The organism is Aliiroseovarius sediminilitoris (assembly GCF_900109955.1).
Classification (GTDB): domain Bacteria; phylum Pseudomonadota; class Alphaproteobacteria; order Rhodobacterales; family Rhodobacteraceae; genus Aliiroseovarius; species Aliiroseovarius sediminilitoris.
This window is the reverse complement of sequence record NZ_FOJB01000001.1, coordinates 2,989,417-3,008,446: the sequence shown is the minus strand read 5'-3', so window position 1 is coordinate 3,008,446 and position 19,030 is coordinate 2,989,417. Positions and strand designations below refer to the sequence as shown.

21 protein-coding genes, 1 tRNA gene and 1 pseudogene are annotated in these 19,030 nt (G+C 58.6%); 13 read left to right on the top strand and 10 right to left on the bottom strand.

The annotated features are described in order from the left end of the window. Window positions 1-94: 94 nt before the first annotated feature. Window positions 95-418, top strand: a pseudogene (locus BMY55_RS14850) (nuclear transport factor 2 family protein); the annotation flags it as partial. Window positions 419-475: 57 nt separating this feature from the next. On the opposite strand, the gene BMY55_RS14845 reads toward BMY55_RS14850, so the two are convergent. From BMY55_RS14845 to BMY55_RS14825, 5 genes are all read right to left on the bottom strand, one after another. Continuing rightward, window positions 476-1,270 (bottom strand): DODA-type extradiol aromatic ring-opening family dioxygenase, encoded by a 795-nt coding sequence (locus BMY55_RS14845; protein WP_091431792.1) that lies wholly within the window; start codon window positions 1,268-1,270, stop codon window positions 476-478. A gap of 93 nt (window positions 1,271-1,363) precedes the next feature. Next, window positions 1,364-1,759 carry a hypothetical protein gene (locus BMY55_RS14840; protein WP_091431790.1) on the bottom strand — a complete coding sequence of 132 codons (396 nt, stop codon included), beginning with the start codon at window positions 1,757-1,759 and terminating at the stop codon, window positions 1,364-1,366. Continuing rightward, on the bottom strand, window positions 1,749-2,387 hold the full coding sequence (locus BMY55_RS14835) for a DUF5671 domain-containing protein (RefSeq protein WP_091431788.1): 639 nt from the start codon (window positions 2,385-2,387) through the stop codon (window positions 1,749-1,751). The genes BMY55_RS14840 and BMY55_RS14835 overlap by 11 nt, the downstream gene beginning before the upstream one ends. Next, window positions 2,387-2,704, bottom strand: a complete 318-nt coding sequence (locus BMY55_RS14830; RefSeq protein WP_091431786.1) for a DUF1244 domain-containing protein — start codon at window positions 2,702-2,704, stop codon at window positions 2,387-2,389. The genes BMY55_RS14835 and BMY55_RS14830 overlap by 1 nt, the downstream gene beginning before the upstream one ends. 90 nt (window positions 2,705-2,794) lie before the next feature. Further along, entirely contained in the window at window positions 2,795-3,550 is a 756-nt protein-coding gene (locus tag BMY55_RS14825) for an N-formylglutamate amidohydrolase (protein WP_407639069.1), read from the bottom strand. 115 nt (window positions 3,551-3,665) lie between these two features. On the opposite strand from BMY55_RS14825, the gene pyk reads away from it, so the two are divergent. The 10 genes from pyk to BMY55_RS14775 all read left to right on the top strand — a co-directional run bounded on the left by pyk (window position 3,666) and on the right by BMY55_RS14775 (window position 11,540). After that, window positions 3,666-5,114, top strand: coding sequence for a pyruvate kinase (gene pyk, locus BMY55_RS14820; RefSeq protein WP_091431784.1), 1,449 nt, complete (start codon window positions 3,666-3,668; stop codon window positions 5,112-5,114). Window positions 5,115-5,155: 41 nt separating this feature from the next. Further along, complete coding sequence (locus BMY55_RS14815) at window positions 5,156-5,392, top strand: hypothetical protein (RefSeq protein WP_091431782.1); 237 nt, start codon at window positions 5,156-5,158, stop codon at window positions 5,390-5,392. A 134-nt stretch (window positions 5,393-5,526) separates the two neighbouring features. Beyond that, window positions 5,527-5,727, top strand: coding sequence for a 50S ribosomal protein L35 (gene rpmI, locus BMY55_RS14810; protein ID WP_008560811.1), 201 nt, complete (start codon window positions 5,527-5,529; stop codon window positions 5,725-5,727). A 14-nt stretch (window positions 5,728-5,741) separates the two neighbouring features. Next, entirely contained in the window at window positions 5,742-6,104 is a 363-nt protein-coding gene (gene rplT, locus BMY55_RS14805; protein WP_091431780.1) for a 50S ribosomal protein L20, read from the top strand. Window positions 6,105-6,218: 114 nt separating this feature from the next. Continuing rightward, on the top strand, window positions 6,219-7,292 hold the full coding sequence (gene pheS / locus BMY55_RS14800) for a phenylalanine--tRNA ligase subunit alpha (protein ID WP_091431778.1): 1,074 nt from the start codon (window positions 6,219-6,221) through the stop codon (window positions 7,290-7,292). A gap of 126 nt (window positions 7,293-7,418) precedes the next feature. Continuing rightward, on the top strand, window positions 7,419-7,841 hold the full coding sequence (locus BMY55_RS14795) for an ASCH domain-containing protein (protein ID WP_091432706.1): 423 nt from the start codon (window positions 7,419-7,421) through the stop codon (window positions 7,839-7,841). 22 nt (window positions 7,842-7,863) lie between these two features. Further along, window positions 7,864-10,260 (top strand): phenylalanine--tRNA ligase subunit beta, encoded by a 2,397-nt coding sequence (gene pheT / locus BMY55_RS14790; RefSeq protein ID WP_091431777.1) that lies wholly within the window; start codon window positions 7,864-7,866, stop codon window positions 10,258-10,260. Window positions 10,261-10,307: 47 nt separating this feature from the next. Next, window positions 10,308-10,757, top strand: coding sequence for a YtoQ family protein (locus BMY55_RS14785; protein ID WP_091431775.1), 450 nt, complete (start codon window positions 10,308-10,310; stop codon window positions 10,755-10,757). Between the two features lie 134 nt (window positions 10,758-10,891). Continuing rightward, window positions 10,892-11,320, top strand: coding sequence for a large conductance mechanosensitive channel protein MscL (gene mscL, locus BMY55_RS14780; protein WP_091431773.1), 429 nt, complete (start codon window positions 10,892-10,894; stop codon window positions 11,318-11,320). Window positions 11,321-11,463: 143 nt separating this feature from the next. Next, window positions 11,464-11,540: transfer RNA gene (locus BMY55_RS14775), tRNA-Met, on the top strand. Between the two features lie 68 nt (window positions 11,541-11,608). On the opposite strand, the gene BMY55_RS14770 is transcribed toward BMY55_RS14775, so the two are convergent. Then, complete coding sequence (locus BMY55_RS14770) at window positions 11,609-12,019, bottom strand: DUF1801 domain-containing protein (RefSeq protein ID WP_091431771.1); 411 nt, start codon at window positions 12,017-12,019, stop codon at window positions 11,609-11,611. 85 nt (window positions 12,020-12,104) lie between these two features. Continuing rightward, on the bottom strand, window positions 12,105-13,223 hold the full coding sequence (gene ald, locus BMY55_RS14765; RefSeq protein ID WP_091431769.1) for an alanine dehydrogenase: 1,119 nt from the start codon (window positions 13,221-13,223) through the stop codon (window positions 12,105-12,107). A 163-nt stretch (window positions 13,224-13,386) separates the two neighbouring features. Here ald and BMY55_RS14760 point away from each other — a divergent pair, with 163 nt between their 5' ends. Continuing rightward, entirely contained in the window at window positions 13,387-13,845 is a 459-nt protein-coding gene (locus BMY55_RS14760) for an Lrp/AsnC family transcriptional regulator (RefSeq protein WP_091431768.1), read from the top strand. On the opposite strand, the gene BMY55_RS14755 is transcribed toward BMY55_RS14760, so the two are convergent. After that, the gene (locus tag BMY55_RS14755) at window positions 13,842-15,083 is read right to left on the bottom strand and encodes an MFS transporter (protein WP_091431766.1); all 1,242 of its coding nucleotides are present in this window, start codon (window positions 15,081-15,083) and stop codon (window positions 13,842-13,844) included. The two genes, BMY55_RS14760 and BMY55_RS14755, sit on opposite strands and share 4 nt — an antisense overlap. A gap of 98 nt (window positions 15,084-15,181) precedes the next feature. Here BMY55_RS14755 and zapE point away from each other — a divergent pair, with 98 nt between their 5' ends. Next, window positions 15,182-16,264 carry a cell division protein ZapE gene (gene zapE, locus BMY55_RS14750; protein ID WP_091431764.1) on the top strand — a complete coding sequence of 361 codons (1,083 nt, stop codon included), beginning with the start codon at window positions 15,182-15,184 and terminating at the stop codon, window positions 16,262-16,264. A gap of 494 nt (window positions 16,265-16,758) precedes the next feature. On the opposite strand, the gene BMY55_RS14745 is transcribed toward zapE, so the two are convergent. Both BMY55_RS14745 and accD read right to left on the bottom strand, forming a co-directional pair. Beyond that, window positions 16,759-18,033: a bifunctional folylpolyglutamate synthase/dihydrofolate synthase gene (locus BMY55_RS14745; protein WP_177179362.1), complete on the bottom strand. Its 1,275-nt coding sequence runs from the start codon at window positions 18,031-18,033 to the stop codon at window positions 16,759-16,761. Next, complete coding sequence (accD, locus tag BMY55_RS14740) at window positions 18,030-19,007, bottom strand: acetyl-CoA carboxylase, carboxyltransferase subunit beta (RefSeq protein WP_091431762.1); 978 nt, start codon at window positions 19,005-19,007, stop codon at window positions 18,030-18,032. Before accD ends, BMY55_RS14745 begins: the two co-directional genes overlap by 4 nt. Window positions 19,008-19,030 lie beyond the last annotated feature (23 nt).

Here is a 19,030-nt window from a genome sequence, read left to right as displayed (position 1 = left end):
AAGCTGCCGAGCTTGGGAGGGCCGACACATGATTGATCCGAAAACAATAGAGAGTATTGCCGCCGACGATACGGCTGCCTGAAATTCGAAATCTGCGGAGGCTGCGGCATCTTTCTATGCGCCAGAGGGCGAAATCAGCATCAATCGCGGAGAGCCTTGGTCAGGGCGATCGCGCGTGCGCGAGATGGCAACAGGCTTCTACGCCGATGTCCCCGATCTTACATTAACCTGCGATGACGTTCGATGGTCGGGCAATCACGTCATCTTCCTCTGGACCTCTACTGGCCACGCGGCGACCTCCGGCAACCCCTTGAATATCCGTGGTTGGGAGCAGTGGGAGGTTAACGATGACCACAAAGTGATTGCGTCCCTCGGTTGGTTCGACGCCGAAGACGACGCAAGGCAAGCCGAAGGTTGACGCCTCCGAAGATACATTTCATTCGGCAAGGGGCTTGTCTGTCATTCGGGCGTTTTCTTATCCAAAGCGAAAGCTGGTGGCGGTGACGCCGCCAAAGATACCTTCTTCGTGATAGGTGACGGTTGCCTGTTCACCCTCCGCCGCGCCCAAGGCCACAAACAGCGGGACCAGATGATCCTCTTCCTTGTGCGCGATACGGGCCGATGGGGCCTGTTCCCAGTTCAAAAGAGCCCGCGTGCGGTCCTTTTCTGGAAGCGTCAGCACCTTGTTTAACCACGTGTCGAACTCGGTCGATGGCACCCGTGCCTCTGGCCCCATCAGTCGCAGGTTGTGATAACTCAGGCCCGACCCGACAATCAGAACGCCTTCGTCCCGTAGTGGGGCAAGTGCGCGTCCCAATGCAAAATGTGCTGCTGGATCATAACCGTGTTGAAGCGAGACCTGATAGGTCGGCATGTCTGCATCGGGATACATGACCGCCATGGGGGCAAACACCCCATGGTCAAACCCTTGAGCCGGGCTCAACGTGGCGGGTAAGTCCGCGGCCTTGATCAGATCAAGTGTGCGACGTGCAAGCTCCGGTGCTCCGGGGGCGGGATACTGAATCTCGTAGGTTTCTGGTGGGAATCCGGAATAGTCATAGACCATCGGTGGGTTGGCAGATGACATGACCGCGAACGCGGCTTCCTCCCAATGACCCGAGACCATCAGGACGGCTTTCGGAACCTCGGGAAGATGATCCGGCATCGCGGCCAGCGATGTTTCCAGTTTGGCAAACATACGGCGCATGTTGGGGATCCACGGCCACGGGCCGCCGCCGTGTGAGATAAAGTAGGTGGGCATCCTGGACATATGTGTTCCTTTCCGATGCACATAAGTTAAGGAGTGCGAGCGTTTTGGAAAATGGCAAAATCCGAACAGCCGCCCCGCGAAAATGCACAGATATCAGGATTGGGTGAAGGCAAAACACCCTTGGCTCGGCCGCCAGGTCGCGCCTGCGACTTCGTAATCCGTGATCAACTCCGGGCGTTCAAAGTCCGCGCAAAGCAAGTAACCCGTATCTGACAGTCTCGCATACCGATACGGCACTTGCGATGTGCGATCGGCCAGAGGAAGGTCTGTTCCGCAATCTTCCACAGGTGTAAGGTTCAATGGCAAACCGCCGCTGACGCCTGAGACACAGTTGACGAAGCTAGCCAAACTGCGCAAATCGGCCAGTCGCGCCATATCCCGTTTTTCGGCACGGGCGGTGGTGGGGCCGCCGGTGACGGTCAGCCCGGCAATGACAGCGGCAACCACAACCACGCCGATTGCCAAGGGGACGATTGTGTCACGTTGCATTGCGCGCCTCGTCCGCTTCCTGCCGGAAATAGGTAAAGATCGTTCCCGCGACCCCGGCAACCACCAAGGCTTTGAGGGTAAAGCGGGCTGTCAGGTCGCCACTAAGCAGCGCATAGATCACCGCCATCAGATCGCCGAGAAGCGAGACGGAGGCAAGAAACAGCGTGACATAGCCGAACCATTTGCGCACGCCCGACCGGCGCTTGCCGGGGTCCGCTTTGGTCGCCTGAACCGTCTGTCGGTTCAGCACCAGAAACGTCGGTGTGAACACGATCAGAGCCGCGATGGACCACCGGGTCGAATTCAGCGTGTAACGACCAGCATTTTCAGCGAGGGGGTCCGCCATCCAGTGGTCAATCAGGTTGTGCAACAGCGCGACCAGATGCCAGGCGGTCATCGCAAGGGCTGCAAACATCAGACCATAGAAAAACGCCTCTCGCGCTGAAACATAGGGGCGCGGACGCGGCACAGGTGTTGGAAAGTCTATATCCGCCCACGCATCCAAGGCTTCGGAAACCTCGTTCGGTGCCCAGCCGGATCGGGTCAGCGCAGTCCGAATGTCGTCTCGGCTTTTGCCCGCCGCCAGCGCATCGCGGGTAAACTCGGCAAGCTGGTCGGACGGACGCATCAGCCCTTATCGCCCAGCACGTTTTCTTTGAACGCCACGTCAAACGCCGCCTGCTTTTCCGGGGTTGCGTCTGTCTGGAACTTGGCCTTCCAGTTTCCATAAGGCATCCCGTAGAACGCTTCGCGCCCGTCTTCCTTGGACATTTCAATGCCACGCGCGTTCGCGGCTTCCTGATACCAACGGGACAGGCAGTTGCGGCAAAACCCGGCCAGATTCATCATGTCGATGTTCTGAACGTCTTGTCGGTCTTCCATCAGGTGTTTTTGCAACCGACGAAAGGCGGCGGCTTCAATTTCAATACGGGTTTGGTCATCCATGGCAGATCCTTTCGGTCGATAGCGTCACTTCATCAGGTGGGAGCGAAACCTGCAAGGTCAAGCGACGCGCTGATCTCGGGCTCTTGGTTGTCAAAGACCGGTCTTTGCCAGTGTCTCGGTCAGGATCGGGGCCAGACGTTCTGCCCAACAGCGCTGCTGGTCCTCGGTTTCGATCAGGTCGTTTCGGATTTCGATCAACACATTGACCCGCCCGGTCAGAACCGCGTGGCGGTCGATGCTATCACCGTCCAGATGCCCGCCATAGGGTTCGTTCTCACCCACGCAGAGGTCGGGTTCTTCCCTGAGCCGCGCAATCAAGGGGCTGGCCAGACGGCTGTCGCGATCATGAAGGATGGCGATATGCCACGGACGTTTCTCGCGCCCCTTCAGCTGTGGGGTATAGGAATGCATGGCGAGGATCACGGAGTTACTCTGCCGTGCGGCAAGCCGCGCGATGGCCCGATGATAGGGGCGGTGAAATGCGTTCAACCTGCGGTCACGTTCTTCGCGGTCAACGTGGCGGTTGGCGGGAATGATGGTGCCGTCATAGAGCTTCATCACCAGCGTCGGATCGTCCTCGCCCCGGTTGGGGTCAATCACCAGGCGCGAAAAATTTGACAGGATGGCGGGGGCGTCCAGAAGCTCGGACAGGTGGCGTGTGACGCCTGCGGCACCGACATCGTAAGCGATGTGGCGGGCCATGTCTTCGGCCGCAACACCCAGATCGCCCGAGCCGACGCAAGGCGGCACAGTATTGGCGGCATGGTCGCAAGTGACCAACCAGCGCGAGGGTCGATCCTCGCCCAGAATCGCGTAGGGATGGTATGTCATATCTGTGTCATTCATGTTTGCCAGACCCGTTTATGCGAGGCATTTGGCGAGCGCCAGTTGTCAGCGCTAACATTTTGGGGCATAGAGCAATCAACCCGCTAAAAAGACCAATAATAAGGAGAAGTGCCCCGTGAGACGCCACCGGAACGTAAAAATCGTCGCCACACTTGGCCCGGCATCCAGCGACTACGACACGATTCGGGCGCTGTTCGAAGCTGGTGCGGACGTGTTTCGCATGAATATGTCGCACGGCACCCATGACGAACAACGCGCCCGCCATGCGCTTGTGCGACGAATTGAAAAGGACATGGAACGACCGATCGCGATCCTTGCGGATTTGCAGGGGCCGAAATTGCGTTGCGGTGTCTTTTCAGCCGGGGCTGCCGACATCGAGGAAGGTCAGGATTTCCGCTTTGATCTGGACGAAACGCCGGGCGAAAGCCACCGCGTCTGCCTGCCACATCCCGAAATCTTTGCGGCGCTGAAACCCGGATCGACACTGCTTGTAAACGACGGCAAACTGCGCCTGAAGGTCAGGGAGTGCGGTGAAGATTTTGCGAATTGCGTGGTTGAGGTCGGGGGCACCATCTCTGACCGAAAAGGCGTGAACGTGCCGGATGTGGTGTTGCCGCTGGCTGCTCTGTCAGACAAGGACCGCGCCGATCTGGAGTTCGCCTGCCAGTTGGGCGTGGATTGGTTGGCGCTAAGCTTTGTGCAGCGTGCAGCCGACGTTGAAGAGGCCCGCGAACTGGCTCAGGGTCGCGCGGCAATCCTGTCGAAGATCGAAAAACCGGCTGCTGTTGATGCGTTCGATGCCATTCTAGAAGCATCCGATGGGATCATGGTTGCACGTGGCGATCTGGGCGTAGAACTGCCCGTTCATGCCGTTCCCCCGATCCAGAAGCGCTTGATCCAATTGTGCCGCCGTGCAGGTAAGCCGGTGATCGTCGCCACTCAGATGCTGGAAAGCATGATCGAAAGCCCGATGCCGACCCGTGCCGAGGTGTCCGATGTGGCAAACGCCATTTATGACGGTGCCGATGCGGTCATGTTATCGGCGGAAAGCGCTGCCGGGCAGTATCCGATCGAAGCCGTGTCGACGATGAACGCCGTCGCGATCGAGGTCGAACATGATCAGACCTATCTTGATATGGTCGAAGCCTCACGGGTTGCCACGCGCAGCGGGGTCGCCGACGGGATCGTCGCCGCCGCGCGTGAGATTGCCGAGACAACGGATATCAAGGCGATTTGTTGCTTTACGCAGTCAGGAACGACCGCTTTGCTGACCTCGCGGGAACGGCCGCGTGTGCCGATCATCGCATTGACTCCCTTGCGGGGCACCGCACGGCGGTTGTGCCTGTCCTGGGGCACCAATTGCTTTGTTACGCCAGACGAGGTGCTGCGATTCAAGGCCGCCGTCGTGTCTGCGGCGCGGGCAGCACGTAGTGCCGGTTTCGCCACGGAAGCTGACCAAATCGTCGTCACCGCCGGTGTGCCCTTCAATGTGCCGGGCACAACGAATATCCTTCGCGTCGCCCCTTGCGACGAACGGCAAATTTTTGCCACAGATCAGGAGTAATCTGTCTTCGACGCACCAGGGTGGGTGTGGAGGAGAGAGTTATGAGGGAAGACACGTTTCTGGTTGTCGGGATCATAGTGCTTGCATTATCGATCCCGTCATTCTTGTCCGCAATCCGGGAAGGCCGGGCGCCACGGGTGCCAGCGATCATGTTCATGATCGGGGGTGCACTTATCGCGCTTGCGATGATGAACCGCCCCGGCGGCTATCAGATCGAGGACATTTTTACCGCATTCCGCACCGTTTTCGGTCGATTGAAGGTGATGCTGGCCGCCTGACGGATTTGCCCGCTGAACAGGGTAAAAACCACTTGCCAGCCTGAACTTTTCCGCCTATACGCCGCACTTCATGCGCGACCGGCTCAAGTGGCATGCCGAGTCGTGCGGAAACCGAACCCATGAAGGAGACGGAAATGCCCAAAATGAAGACCAAATCGAGCGCCAAGAAGCGCTTCAAGGTGACAGCGACAGGCAAAGTCCTGGCAGGTCAGGCCGGCAAACGCCATGGCATGATCAAACGTCACAAGAAATTCATTCGTGATGCACGTGGCACCACAACCCTGTCCGCCCCCGACGCCAAGATCGTCAAGGGCTTCATGCCCTACGACCGCTAAGAGGAGATACGGATATGTCCCGCGTTAAAGGTGGAACCACAACCCACGCCCGTCACAAGAAAGTCGTCAAGGCCGCGAAAGGCTATTACGGCCGCCGTAAAAATACCTTCAAGGTGGCGCGTCAGGCCGTCGACAAGGCGAACCAATACGCAACCCGCGATCGCAAGAACCGCAAGCGCAACTTCCGCGCCCTGTGGATCCAGCGGATCAACGCGGCTGTGCGCACACATGACGAGGCTCTGACATACTCGCGCTTCATCAACGGCCTGAATCTGGCTGGTGTTGAAGTGGACCGCAAGGTTCTGGCCGATCTGGCCGTGCACGAGCCCGACGCTTTTGGTGCCATCGTCGAAAAGGCGAAGGCCGCGCTCGCGTAACTCCATATCGGAGAGACAATTTTGGAAGCCGCGGACCTTTTCAGGTCTCGCGGCTTCTTGCTTTCTGACGCCCCGTTTCGTAGCAGGGGCATGACGTAAACAAAGGGGTCCGGGATGGACGATCTGAGGCAAAAATACATCGACGCTGTGGCTGCCGCGTCTGACGAGACCGCATTGGAAGACATCCGCGTTCAGGCGGTCGGCAAAAAGGGCGAGGTCGCTCTGAAAATGCGCGAGCTGGGCAAAATGACGCCCGAGGAACGGCAGATCGCAGGCCCCAAGCTGAACGCGTTGAAGGACGAGATCAACTCGGCCATTTCCGCCAAGAAATCCGCCTTGGCCGATGCCGCCCTTGACGAACGTCTGCGCACCGAATGGCTGGACGTCACCTTGCCGGGGCGCCCGCAACGCCAGGGCACCATCCACCCGATATCACAGGTTACGGAAGAAATCAGCGCGATCTTTGGCGACATGGGCTTCTCGGTCGCCGAAGGGCCTCAGGTTGAAAGCGACTGGTATAATTTCGACGCCCTGAACATCCCGGCAGAACACCCAACCCGGACCGAGATGGACACATTCTATATGACGATGCCGGACGGCGACAACCGCCCGCCGCATGTGCTGCGCACCCATACCAGCCCTGTGCAAATCCGCGCGATGGAGATGCAAGGCGCGCCGATCCGGGTGATTGCGCCCGGTCGTGTGTATCGCGCCGATTACGACCAGACTCACACGCCGATGTTCCACCAACTTGAAGGATTGGCGATTGACAAAGACATCTCGATGGCCAACCTGAAATGGGTGTTGGAAGAATTCTGCCGCGCGTTCTTTGAACTTGACGGGATCGAGCTGCGCTTCCGTGCCTCGCATTTTCCCTTCACGGAACCATCTGCCGAGGTCGACATCCGCTGCTCCTGGGCTGGCGGCACACTGAAACTGGGCGAAGGTGATGATTGGATGGAAATCTTGGGCAGCGGCATGGTGCATCCGCACGTGCTGAAATCGGCAGGCGTGGACCCCGACGAATGGCAAGGCTTCGCCTTCGGCATGGGCATCGACCGTCTGGCCATGCTGAAATACGGCATCCCCGACCTGCGTGCGTTCTTTGATTCAGACCTGCGTTGGCTCAGGCATTATGGCTTCGCGGCGCTTGACGTGCCGACGATGCGTGGGGGGCTGTCACGCTGATGCCCATTTGGATAAATATCAGTGTGGTTCTTTTGATGTGCCTGGTTGTTGTCTGGTGCGCACGCTCTCTGAGCAAGTCCATCGATCGCTCGATGGAAGCATCTGACGATGATGAAAGAGACGACGATGCAGGATGATATGGAAGACCTACAAGTCACATATCCCGGTGCGGGCACCTTCAAGTTCGGCGATAGCGCCGACTTGTCGGCCCGGTTGATCGACCTTGTACGAACTGGCAGAAAACGAGCCACATGCGGCGCTTTGGCAGACTTCGAAGGTGAACCGGAAGCATTGCCGCAGGTTGGTCGCACCGATATCGCCACCAATTGGGATGGCACCCCTGCGCTGGTGATCAAAACAGTGAGCGTGCAAGAGATCCGCTTTTGCGACGTCACGGAAGATATGGCCTTGGCCGAGGGTGAAGACGACACGCTCTCCGGGTGGCGCAATGGTCACGAGGCCTATTTCGCCCGCAACGGCGGGTTCGACCCGGAAATGATGCTGGTGTTTGAGCATTTTGACCTGATTGAGGATTTGGCAGACCGCTGAGCGGTGCCATCGGAGGAAAGATATGAAATTCACCATTTCCTGGCTGAAAGACCACCTCGACACCGACGCAAGCGTCGATGAAATTGCCGAGGCCTGCACCGATCTGGGGCTTGAGGTTGAAGGCATCTACAATCCCTTGGACCGTCTGGGCGCGTTCACCTTGGCGCGCGTCAAATCCGCTGAAAAGCACCCCGATGCCGATCGTCTGCGCGTTTGCACGGTGGAAACCGACGACGGCGACAAGACCATCGTCTGCGGCGCGCCCAATGCGCGGGAGGGCATCACCGTGGTGATCGCCAAACCCGGTGATTATGTGCCGGGCATTGACGTAACTCTTTCCGTCGGCAAAATCCGCGGCGTTGAAAGCCATGGCATGATGGCGTCCGAGCGCGAGTTGGAGTTGTCCGACGAACATGACGGCATTATCGAACTGCCCTCGGGCGAGGTGGGCGAGAAGTTCGTCGATTGGCTTGCCGCCAATGACCCCGACAGGGTCGATCCAGTCATCGAGATCGCGATTACGCCGAACCGCCCCGACGCGCTGGGCGTGCGCGGGATTGCGCGTGACTTGGCGGCCCGGGGTCTGGGCGTGCTGAAGCCATTGAAAGAGCATAGGGTCAAAGGCAACTTCCCCAGTCCGATCATTGTAACGATTGACGAGGATACGCGCGACGACAACCCGCTGTTCATGGGACGCTTGGTCAAGGGTGTGAAGAACGGCCCTTCGCCCGCATGGTTGCAAGCGCGACTGCGCGCGGTTGGGTTGCGCCCGATCTCGGCCTTGGTCGATATCACCAACTTCTTTACCTATGACATGAACCGCCCGCTGCACGTTTTCGACGCCGACAAGGTCAATGGCAACCTGCGCGTGCACCGCGCCAAAGGGGGCGAAATTCTCGTTGGTCTGGACGAGAAGGAATACACATTCGCGCCCGGTATGGTCGTGATTTCGGATGAGACTGGTGTGGAGTCCATCGGCGGTATCATGGGCGGTCTGCCCACAGGCTGCACGGACGAAACCACCAACGTATTCCTTGAGGCTGCGTTTTGGGACACGACCCAAATTGCCCGCACCGGGCGTGCGCTGAAGATCAATTCCGACGCGCGATATCGCAACGAACGCGGCATTGATCCGGAATACAACGTCCAAGCGATCGAGGCCGCGACCCAGATGATCCTTGATCTGTGCGGAGGGGAAGCCTCGGAGGTTGTGATGGCGGGCGAGGTGCCGGACACACGCCGCGCCTATAAGCTTGACACCGACCGGGTGCAGTCGCTGGTCGGCATGGACATTCCGGCGGACGAGCAGCGCAGGACGCTGACCGCGCTGGGCTTCACCATCAAGGATGGCATGGCCCATGTGCCAAGCTGGCGTCCTGACGTGCAAGGCTCGGCCGATCTGGTGGAAGAAGTCGCGCGGGTGGCGTCCCTGACCAAGTTGGTCGGAAAGCCCTTGTCGCGCGCCCATGTTGGCGTGCCCAAAGCGATCCTGACGCCCATGCAGAAGCGCGAAGGTATGGCACGGCGGACCATTGCCGCGCTGGGCTATAATGAATGCGTGACTTACAGCTTCATTGATGCCGAAAGCGCTAAGCACTTTGGCGGTGGGGCAGATGTGACGCAGCTGCAAAACCCGATCTCAAGCGAGATGAGCCATATGCGCCCGTCCCTGCTGCCCGGTCTGTTGCAAGCCGCCGCCCGCAATCAGGCGCGTGGTTTCATGGATTTGGCGCTGTTCGAGGTTGGACCCGTTTTCCACGGTGGTGAGCCGGAAGAATATGAGCAGATGGTCACCGGCATCCTTGTCGGCCATACCGGTCCGCGCGACCGGTTCGGCGCGCGGCGTCCGGTTGATACCTATGACGCCAAGGCGGATGTCGAGGCGGTTCTGAACGCCATCGGCGCACCTGCCAAGCTGACCTATCTGCGCGACATGAACGCGTGGTGGCATCCGGGGCGCTCGGCCAAGCTGGGTCTGGGACCGAAGAACATCCTTGGTGCGTTTGGTGAATTGCATCCGAAAGCCATCGCGGGCATGAACGTGAAAGGCCCGGTTGTGGCCTTTGCCGTGCATCTGGCGAAAGTGCCGTTCCCGAAAGCCAAGGGCACGGGACGTGGTGCGCTGGGCGCGAGCGATTTGCAACCCGTGGAACGGGATTTCGCCTTCGTGGTGGATGCCGACCTGGAAGCGATCAATCTGGTGAACGCGGCCGCTGGCGCGGACAAGGCGCTGATCACTGAGGTGAATGTCTTTGACGAGTTTATCGGCGGATCGCTGGGGGAAGGCAAAAAGTCCCTCGCCATCACCGTGCGTCTGCAACCGCGTGATGCCACTTTGACCGACAAGGACATCGAAGCGGTCAGCGCAAAGATCGTCGAGAAGGTGGGCAAGGCCACCGGCGGCACTTTGCGCGGCTGATCTGACTTGCATGGCCCTGCGGGGCTGCGCTTACTAGGAGGAAAGACATGACCCTAAACGTATATCTATCCGGCGAAATCCACACCGATTGGCGCGAGCAGATCATCGACGGTGCAAACGGGTTGGATGTCACGTTTTCGGCCCCTGTGACCGACCACGATGCGTCCGACGATTGCGGCGTGACCATTCTTGGGGCCGAGGACAGCAAATATTGGCACGACCATAAAGGTGCGATGATCAATGCCATCCGCACCCGTAAGGCAATCGAAGATGCCGATGTGGTCGTTGTCCGGTTTGGCGAAAAATATCGCCAATGGAATGCTGCTTTCGATGCCGGCTATGCCGCTGCAAAAGGCAAGTCCCTGATCGTTTTGCAGCAGCCGGAACATGACCATCCGCTGAAAGAGGTCGACGCCGCCGCCCTCGCCGTTGCGCGCGAACCACACCAGGTGGTCGAAATCTTGCGCTATGTTCTGACCGGTGGCCTGGGTAGTTAAAGAACCCTCAACAGTCTACGGTTACTGGCGCACTGTTTTTCCCCGCGAAACAATATGCAAACGTGAATGCTTTGCGCTAGGCTTCGTGCAGGCTGGCGAAAACGTGCTGGCGACTAATGTGTAGTGAGGACAGTATGCTTCAAGAATTCAAAGACTTCATCGCCAAGGGCAATGTCATGGACATGGCCGTTGGTATTATCATCGGTGCAGCGTTCACCGCCATTGTCAGCTCGTTGGTGGCTGACCTGATCAATCCGATTATCGGATTGTTCCTTGGTGGTATCGACTTCACCAATATGTATGCAACCCTGTCCGGTTCCGTCCCGGAAGGTGCGTCGCTGGAAGCTGCACGTGAAAGTGGCGCTGCCGTTTTTGCCTATGGCTCGTTCATCATGGCAATCATCAACTTCCTGATCATCGCATTTGTCGTGTTCATGCTGGTGCGCTTCGTCAACAAGGCCAAAGATGCCGCGGCGAAGGAAGAGGAGGCGGCAGAGGAAGCACCTGCCGGGCCTTCCGAGGTCGATCTGCTGGTCGAAATCCGCGATGCGTTGAAGAAGTAAACGCGCTGCAGACTTTTTTTGAAGGGCGTCCCGAACCGGGCGCCCTTTTTTCTTCAGCCTTTTTCCAACGAGGGCACGCAAAATCTATGTTTTTCGTTTGACACCGGGGGCGGGCCGGAATATCTGGACCTCCGATGTGAGATGGCGTGGTAGCTCAGCTGGTTAGAGCACAGCACTCATAATGCTGGGGTCGGCGGTTCAAGTCCGCCCCACGCTACCACATCCAGACAGTCGCCTGAGATGCAAAGAAAAGCCCTGCCATGTGCGGGGCTTCTTTCTTTTCTGGGGTCATTCCCGATGATAGGTCAGCGCGTTTCTGATGAACAATCGCAGCGGTTCGGTTGGCAGGGCTTGCCCGTCTTGAAACAGGATCGCGCGATTGCCGTCGAAGGTGAGCCCATCAGCGAACAGGCTGCGAAACTCTGCAATCAGGGTGGTCTGGCAATGGACGTAGAGCGCAAAACCACCTGTCTTGGGCACACCCAGCCGGATCGTGGTGCCAGACTTGCTGTCGGGCGTCAGATAGGCGGGTTGGCCCCATTTTAACGTCTCTTCAATACGGCCAACTCCCGGCGTGTCACGGGCGGTTTCGAATATCAAATCGCGCAATTCCAGAAGCCCTGCGCGCGCGTCGCCAGGGAAGCCGGCGAACGTGTCGGCGACGGCTGCGTTTTGGAAAGAGCGTGAAAGATCGGGCATGTCGGAAAGGTGCGGCGACGCGCCATTGGTGTCAAAGAAAAAAGCCCCGCGAGGTGGCAGGGCTTTTTCGTTTCTTAACGTAAGATCAGATTTTCAGCGCGTCTGCGCCCGAGATATAGTCCAATCCAAGGGCTTCACCCACCGCGGCGTAGGTCAGCTTGCCCGCATGCACGTTCAAGCCGTTCAGCAGATGTTCGTCATCCGCGCAGGCTTGCTTCCAGCCCTTGCCGGCCAGCGCCAGCATGAACGGCATCGTCGCATTGCCAAGCGCGATGGTCGAGGTGCGGGCGACCGCCCCCGGCATGTTGGCGACGCAGTAATGCATGATGCCGTCCACGTCATAGATCGGGTCGGCGTGGGTGGTGGCTTTTGATGTTTCAAAGCACCCACCTTGGTCGATGGCCACGTCGACCAGAACGGCACCGGGCTTCATGGTGGACAGCTGGTCACGACTGATCAGCTTTGGTGCAGCCGCACCCGGGATCAGGACAGCGCCGATGACCATGTCTGCGGTGGTAATCAGCTCCGCCGTGGCAGCGGCGGTCGAGTACTGGTTCTTGAACGTGCCGCCAAAAACATCGTCCAGATACCGCAGGCGTGGCAGCGAACGGTCCAGAACGGTCACATCCGCGCCCATGCCAGCGGCGATCTTGGCGGCGTGGGTGCCGACGACACCGCCGCCGATCACGACAACCTTCGCAGGTCCCACACCGGGCACACCGCCCATCAGGACGCCACGGCCGCCATTGGCCTTCTGCAAGGTCCACGACCCGACCTGAGGGGCCAGCCGCCCCGCAACCTCGGACATCGGGGCCAGCAGCGGCAGGCCGCCGCTGCGGTCGGTCACGGTTTCATAGGCGATCGCCGTGCATCCGCTGTCCAACAGGTCCTTTGTCTGCTCGGGATCGGGGGCCAGGTGCAGATAGGTGAACAGAAGCTGACCTTCGCGCAGCATCTTGCGCTCGACCGCTTGGGGTTCTTTCACCTTCACGATCATATCAGCCTTGGCAAACACCTCTTCTGCGGTGTCCAGAACAGTGGCGCCAATGGCGGCATAGTCCTCATCCGTGAACCCGGCACCAATGCCTGCGTTGGTCTCGACGATGACGCTGTGACCGCGTGCGATCACCTCGCCTGCCGCAGCGGGCGTCAGACCAACGCGAAATTCCTGCGGTTTGATTTCTTTCGGGCATCCGATCAGCATGGGGTTTCCTCCTCATTCCCTGTTGTCGGTTAATGTCTTATCTCAGGGTGTCAGTTTACTCGGTTGCTTACGCAATTGCTTTGAAAAGAAGAGTCGCTGCTGTTAGAAAGCGTCGAAGAAAACATCGAATAACGCGCAATACGCGCAAGAAATTTGTGAGATTATGGAACTGGACAGCATAGACCGTCGTATTCTCAGAGTGCTTCAGCGCACCGGCCGCATGTCCAATTCGGACCTGTCTGAAAAGATCAACCTGTCCCCTTCGGCATGCCATCGGCGTGTACAACGGCTGGAGGCGGAAGGATATATTCGCGACTATGTCGCCTTGTTGGACGCGCGCAAGATGGGTTGCCCCTCGACAATTTTTGTCGAGATCACGTTGTCTGGTCAGGCCGATGAATTGCTGGATGCTTTTGAACGCGAAGTGGCGTTGATCCCGGATGTTTTGGAATGTCATCTGATGGCCGGATCGGCGGATTATATCCTGAAGGTTGTCGCGGCCGATACCGAGGATTTTGCCCGCATCCACCGCCAACACCTGTCTCGTCTGCCTGGCGTGCAAGGGATGCAAAGCTCGTTCGCCTTGCGCACGGTGTTCAAGACCACGGCGCTGCCGGTTTAGGCGGCGCGCGCGGCCAGCGGCTGCTCTTTCACCGGCAGGTGAACGATTGCCGAGAACGCGCCGACGCCCACGCCAATCCACCACACCATGGTGTAGTCGCCAAACACGTCATACATCCGCCCGCCCAGCCAGACGCCCAGAAAGCTGCCCAACTGGTGCGAGAAGAAGACGATCCCGTAAAGCGTGCCCATATAGCGCAGCCCATAGATATGCGCGACCAGACCCGAGGTCAGCGGCACCGTAGCCAGCCACAGCGACCCCATCGCAATTGAAAAGACGATGACCGAGGTCGGTGTGATCGGCATCAGGATGAACATTCCGGCCACCACCGTCCGCGCCGCATAGATACCGGCCAGCAGATATTTTTTTGAGTATGTCTTGCCCAGATACCCCGCCAAAAGCGTGCCCGCGATATTGGCCAGCCCGATCAGTGAGATCGAGATCGCCCCAAGGGCCGAGGTGGTCGAGACGCCGATCGCTGCCAGCGTGCCGGACGGATCAATCGCGCCACTCATCTCGGTTACGAGGGCCGGGAAGTGCGCGGTGATGAATGCCAGTTGATAACCGCAGGAAAAGAAACCCAGAAAGATCAGCGAAAAGCTGGGGTCGCGCATCGCCTTGTTTAGGACCTGCCCCATGCTGTCCTCAAGCTCGGAACGGGCGGCCATCGGTTGGGTCTTCATCAGGGGCAGCAGCGCCAGTGTCGCAAGGATCGCGGCGGCAAACACGATGAACACATTCTGCCAGGGCATGAAGCCCAGCAGATATTCTGCCAGCGGTGCACCAAACACCTGACCGGCTGACCCCGCAGCGGTCGCAATTGCCAACGACATTGACCGGTTCTCTTCGCTCGCTGCCCGCCCAACCACGGCCAGAATCACGCCAAAACCTGTGCCTGCGATCCCGAAGCCGACGGCGATTTCCAGCAATTGGTGGGCGCCGGGAGTGACCGCCTGGGATGACGTCACCAGACCGACCGCATAAATCAGCGCCCCCATGATGATCGCTTTGCGATCCCCAATCTTTTCCGCAATCGCACCAAAGATGGGCTGACCGATGCCCCAAGCCAGATTCTGAATGGCGATAGCCAGCGAGAACTCGGCGCGTGGCCAGTTGAATTCGGCAGCAATCGGAATCTGAAACACCCCGAAACTCGCGCGGATGGCGAAGCTGACGAGGATAATCAGGCAACCGGCTACCAGGACAGGTGTAATCAGGGGCGCGCGCGTTTGAATCATTCAGGCAAAATCCGCGAAGTCGACCGATTGGTCAATTCTTCGTTTCTGATCTGTCACTTCACCTTTCCTTATGTGTGGAAGCGATTTATTCCTCGGCCATGGCAAACCTGACCGAGATTTACGAAGCCCTCGCCCGGAAGGGCGAGATCACCCGAGACCCGGCGCAAGTGGCGGCCCTGCCGGTGCTTGAAGACATCCGCGTTCATCTTGATGCGGCACCTGTGCGCAAGCGCGGGATATTGGGTGGGCTGTTCCATTCCAAACCTGAAGACGTGCCGCAGGGGCTGTATCTGTGGGGCGGTGTGGGGCGCGGCAAATCCATGTTGATGGATCTGTTTGTGGACAGCCTGGATGCCCGCGCCAAGCGCCGCGTCCATTTTCATGCCTTCATGCAAGAGGTGCACGAGGGCATGGCCGTTGCGCGCAAGTCTGGCGTCGACGACCCGCTTGGCCCGGTGGCCCAACAGATTGCGGATGATGTGCGTCTGTTCGCGTTTGATGAAATGCAAATCTCAGACATCACCGATGCGATGCTGGTGGGTCGGTTATTCGAGAAGCTGTTTGATGCAGGCGTCGTGGTGGTGACAACATCGAACCGCCATCCGGATGACCTGTATAAGGACGGGTTGAACCGACAACTTTTCCTGCCCTTCATCGAACTGATCAAAGAGCAGATGGTGGTGCATGAACTGGTCAGTCCAAATGACTACCGTCAGGACCGTCTGGCAGGCGAGCAGGTCTATTTCACCCCGGCAAGCATTGACGCGCGCAAGGCCATTGATGCGATCTGGCGTGATCTGACGGGTGGCGAGGCCGCGCCGCTAATCCTGACCGTGAAAGGGCGGGACGTGGTTCTGCCGGCTTATCGCAATGGCGCGGCGCGGGCTGGTTTCCACGACCTGTGCGGGGCGATGTTGGGGCCGGGTGATTATCTGACCATCGCTCGAAATATAAAACTGTTGGTGCTGGAAAATATCCCGCGCCTTAGCAGGTCGAATTTCAACGAGGCGAAGCGCTTCGTGACGCTGATCGACGCGCTGTATGAGGCGAATGTCCGGCTGATCGCCTCTGCCGCCGCCCAGCCAGAGATGTTGTATGTCGAAGGCGAAGGATCGTTCGAGTTTGAGCGCACGGCCAGCCGTTTGCGCGAAATGCAGGACAAAGATTGGGGCAGCGAATGAAACGGGGCCGCCATTGGCGACCCCAAGGTCTTGTCCTGCCCGCCTAACTTAGCGCATCGCGACCAAAACCCGAACTTAGCCACCCGCGTTCAGGGACAACACATTCGGGCGCCGAAAAACGAGCCTAATGTGGTGAACCTGTGCCGGAAGCGGGAGTGGAAAGGGTGGTCTTTGCTTCAGTCACGGCCAAGCTTGTGATCACAAACCGATTTACGCCTTTCCGTGACAACCGAAACATAAGACCCCCTGGTCAAAGTACTGCTCGACAAGCCGTTCACTTATTGTGAACTTTACCTGAAGAATACCTATTAGTAGTGGCTAACTGCTTATTTTGTCAACATATTGTGTCGAATCATATTCCGATTCGCCAAACCCGGAAAAAGTGATTCTTTTCGGGGGGTTGATGGATGAAGTGAATCCCAATGAAGCACATTGCGGAAAAATAATTTGTGATCACGGCAATCTTTTGTGCATATTCTTGGGGGTGGAATGGCCTAGCCGTTCATTTTCAGAACCGACCCGGCCAGATACAGTGAACCGCAGATCAAGATGCGACTGTCCGGGTCAGTCTTTCTGATCGCGACAATGGCGTCCAGCACGGACGCCGCCTCTGACGCATCAAGCCCCACATTTCGGGCTTCGCGGGCCGTGACATCGGCGGTCAGCGTATTTGCTTCGCCGGGAATGGACACTGCCGTCAGGCTGTCCGCCACACGTGCCAACGGGCGCAGATAGCCTGCGATGTCCTTGGTGTTCAACATTCCGCAGATCAGATGGGTCGGTCGGTCGGGCAGGTCTGCCAGCACCTTGGCCAGCGTATCACCCGCAGCAGGGTTGTGGCCGCCGTCCAACCAAAGCTCGGTGTCCCCGGCAGCATCGACAAGCGGGCCGTGGCGCAAGCGTTGCATTCTGGCAGGCCAGGTCACATCGCGCATCGCCGCTTCGCATGCCGTATCGTCGTATCCCAACTGGCGCAGGGCGGCGATGGCGGCGCCTGCGTTTTCCAACTGATGGGGGCCGATCAGGGCGGGCATCGGCAGGTCCAGCAACCCGGTTTCGTCCTGAAAGATGAACCGCCCGCGTTCTTGACCCATATGCCAGTGCTGTCCCTGCGCCAACAACGCGCAACCCAGCCGGGCGGCGCGCGCCTCGATCACCTCAAGGGCTTCTTCGGGCTGTGGTCCAACGATGCACGGCACCCCACGCTTCAGAATACCCGCCTTTTCCCCTGCGATGGCGGAAAGCGTGTCACCCAGAAACTGTGTGTGGTCGATCGAGATGGGGGTGATAATTGTCAATTCAGGCTTCGACACAACATTGGTGGCATCAAGCCGCCCGCCCAGACCGGTCTCCAGTAGTGTATAGTCGGCAGGCGTTTCGACAAAGGCCATCAGAGCTGCCACAGTCGTGATCTCGAAATAGGTGATGGTGTCGCCGCCATTGGCCGCATAGGCACGGTCCAGCACTTCAGTCAGGGCATCTTCACTGATCAGGTCGCCCGCCAACCGGATACGTTCATGGAAGCGCGCCAAATGCGGCGAGGTATAGGCATGGACCCGTTTTCCGGCACCTTCCAGCCCGGCGCGCAGCATCGCAAGGGTCGAGCCTTTGCCATTGGTGCCCGCCAGATGGATGACCGGTGGCAGTCTGTCCTGAGGATTGTCGACCGCATGCAAAAGACGCCAGACTCGGTCCAGCGTCAGATCAATGATCTTTGGGTGAAGGGACATCATCCGATCAAGGATGATGTCCGAACCGCTTTCGCTCACGCTTTCTTCGCCTTCGTTTCCGCCTCGACTTTCGGTTCGACTTTCGGTTCGGCGGGTGCGGTCTTGGCGTCGACTTTCGGCGCTGCAACGTCTTCTGGTTTTGGCAGATCGCCTTTCACTGCCGGGCCTTTGCCCGTCAGCATACGCAGGATGGTGACGAGTTCGTCTTTCATGTCCTTGCGGTGGGTCACACGGTCCAGCATCCCATGATCAAGCAAGTATTCGGCCCGTTGGAATCCGTCCGGCAGTTTCTCGCGGATCGTCTGTTCAATGACACGCGGACCGGCAAAGCAGATCAGCGCATTGGGTTCAGCAATGTGTACGTCTCCCAGCATCGCATAGGATGCGGTCACACCGCCGGTGGTGGGGTGGGTCAAGACCACGATATAAGGCAGTCCGGCTTCCTTCAGCATCTGCACCGCAACCGTTGTGCGCGGCATTTGCATCAAGCTCAGAATACCTTCCTGCATCCGCGCACCACCGGCGGCGGAAAACAGGACAAGCGGACGCTTGGCAGTGACGGCGCGTTCAGCGGCGGCAATGATGGCATTACCCACATACATGCCCATCGACCCGCCCATGAAGCTGAAGTCCTGTGCCGCGGCCACGATCGGGGTGCGGCCAATTTCGCCTTCAGCAACCAGCATCGCCTCACGTTCGCCGGTATCCTTGCGGGCGGTCTTCATGCGTTCCGGGTATTTCTTCTGGTCTTTGAAATGCAATGGGTCGTCGACGGGGGCCGGGACGTTGACCTCGGTAAAGACGCCACCGTCAAACAGTGCGGTGAACCGTTCACGGGGCGTGATGCCCATGTGATGATCGCAACTGGTGCATACGTTCAGATTCTCGGTAAATTCGCGGTGAAACAGCATCGTTCCGCATTCTGAGCATTTGGTCCACAAATTCTCAGGCACTTCGCGGCGCGAAAAAAGCGAGTTGATGCGGGGGCGGACGTAATTCGAGATCCAGTTCATCGCCTGTCTTCCTTGGTCGTTTG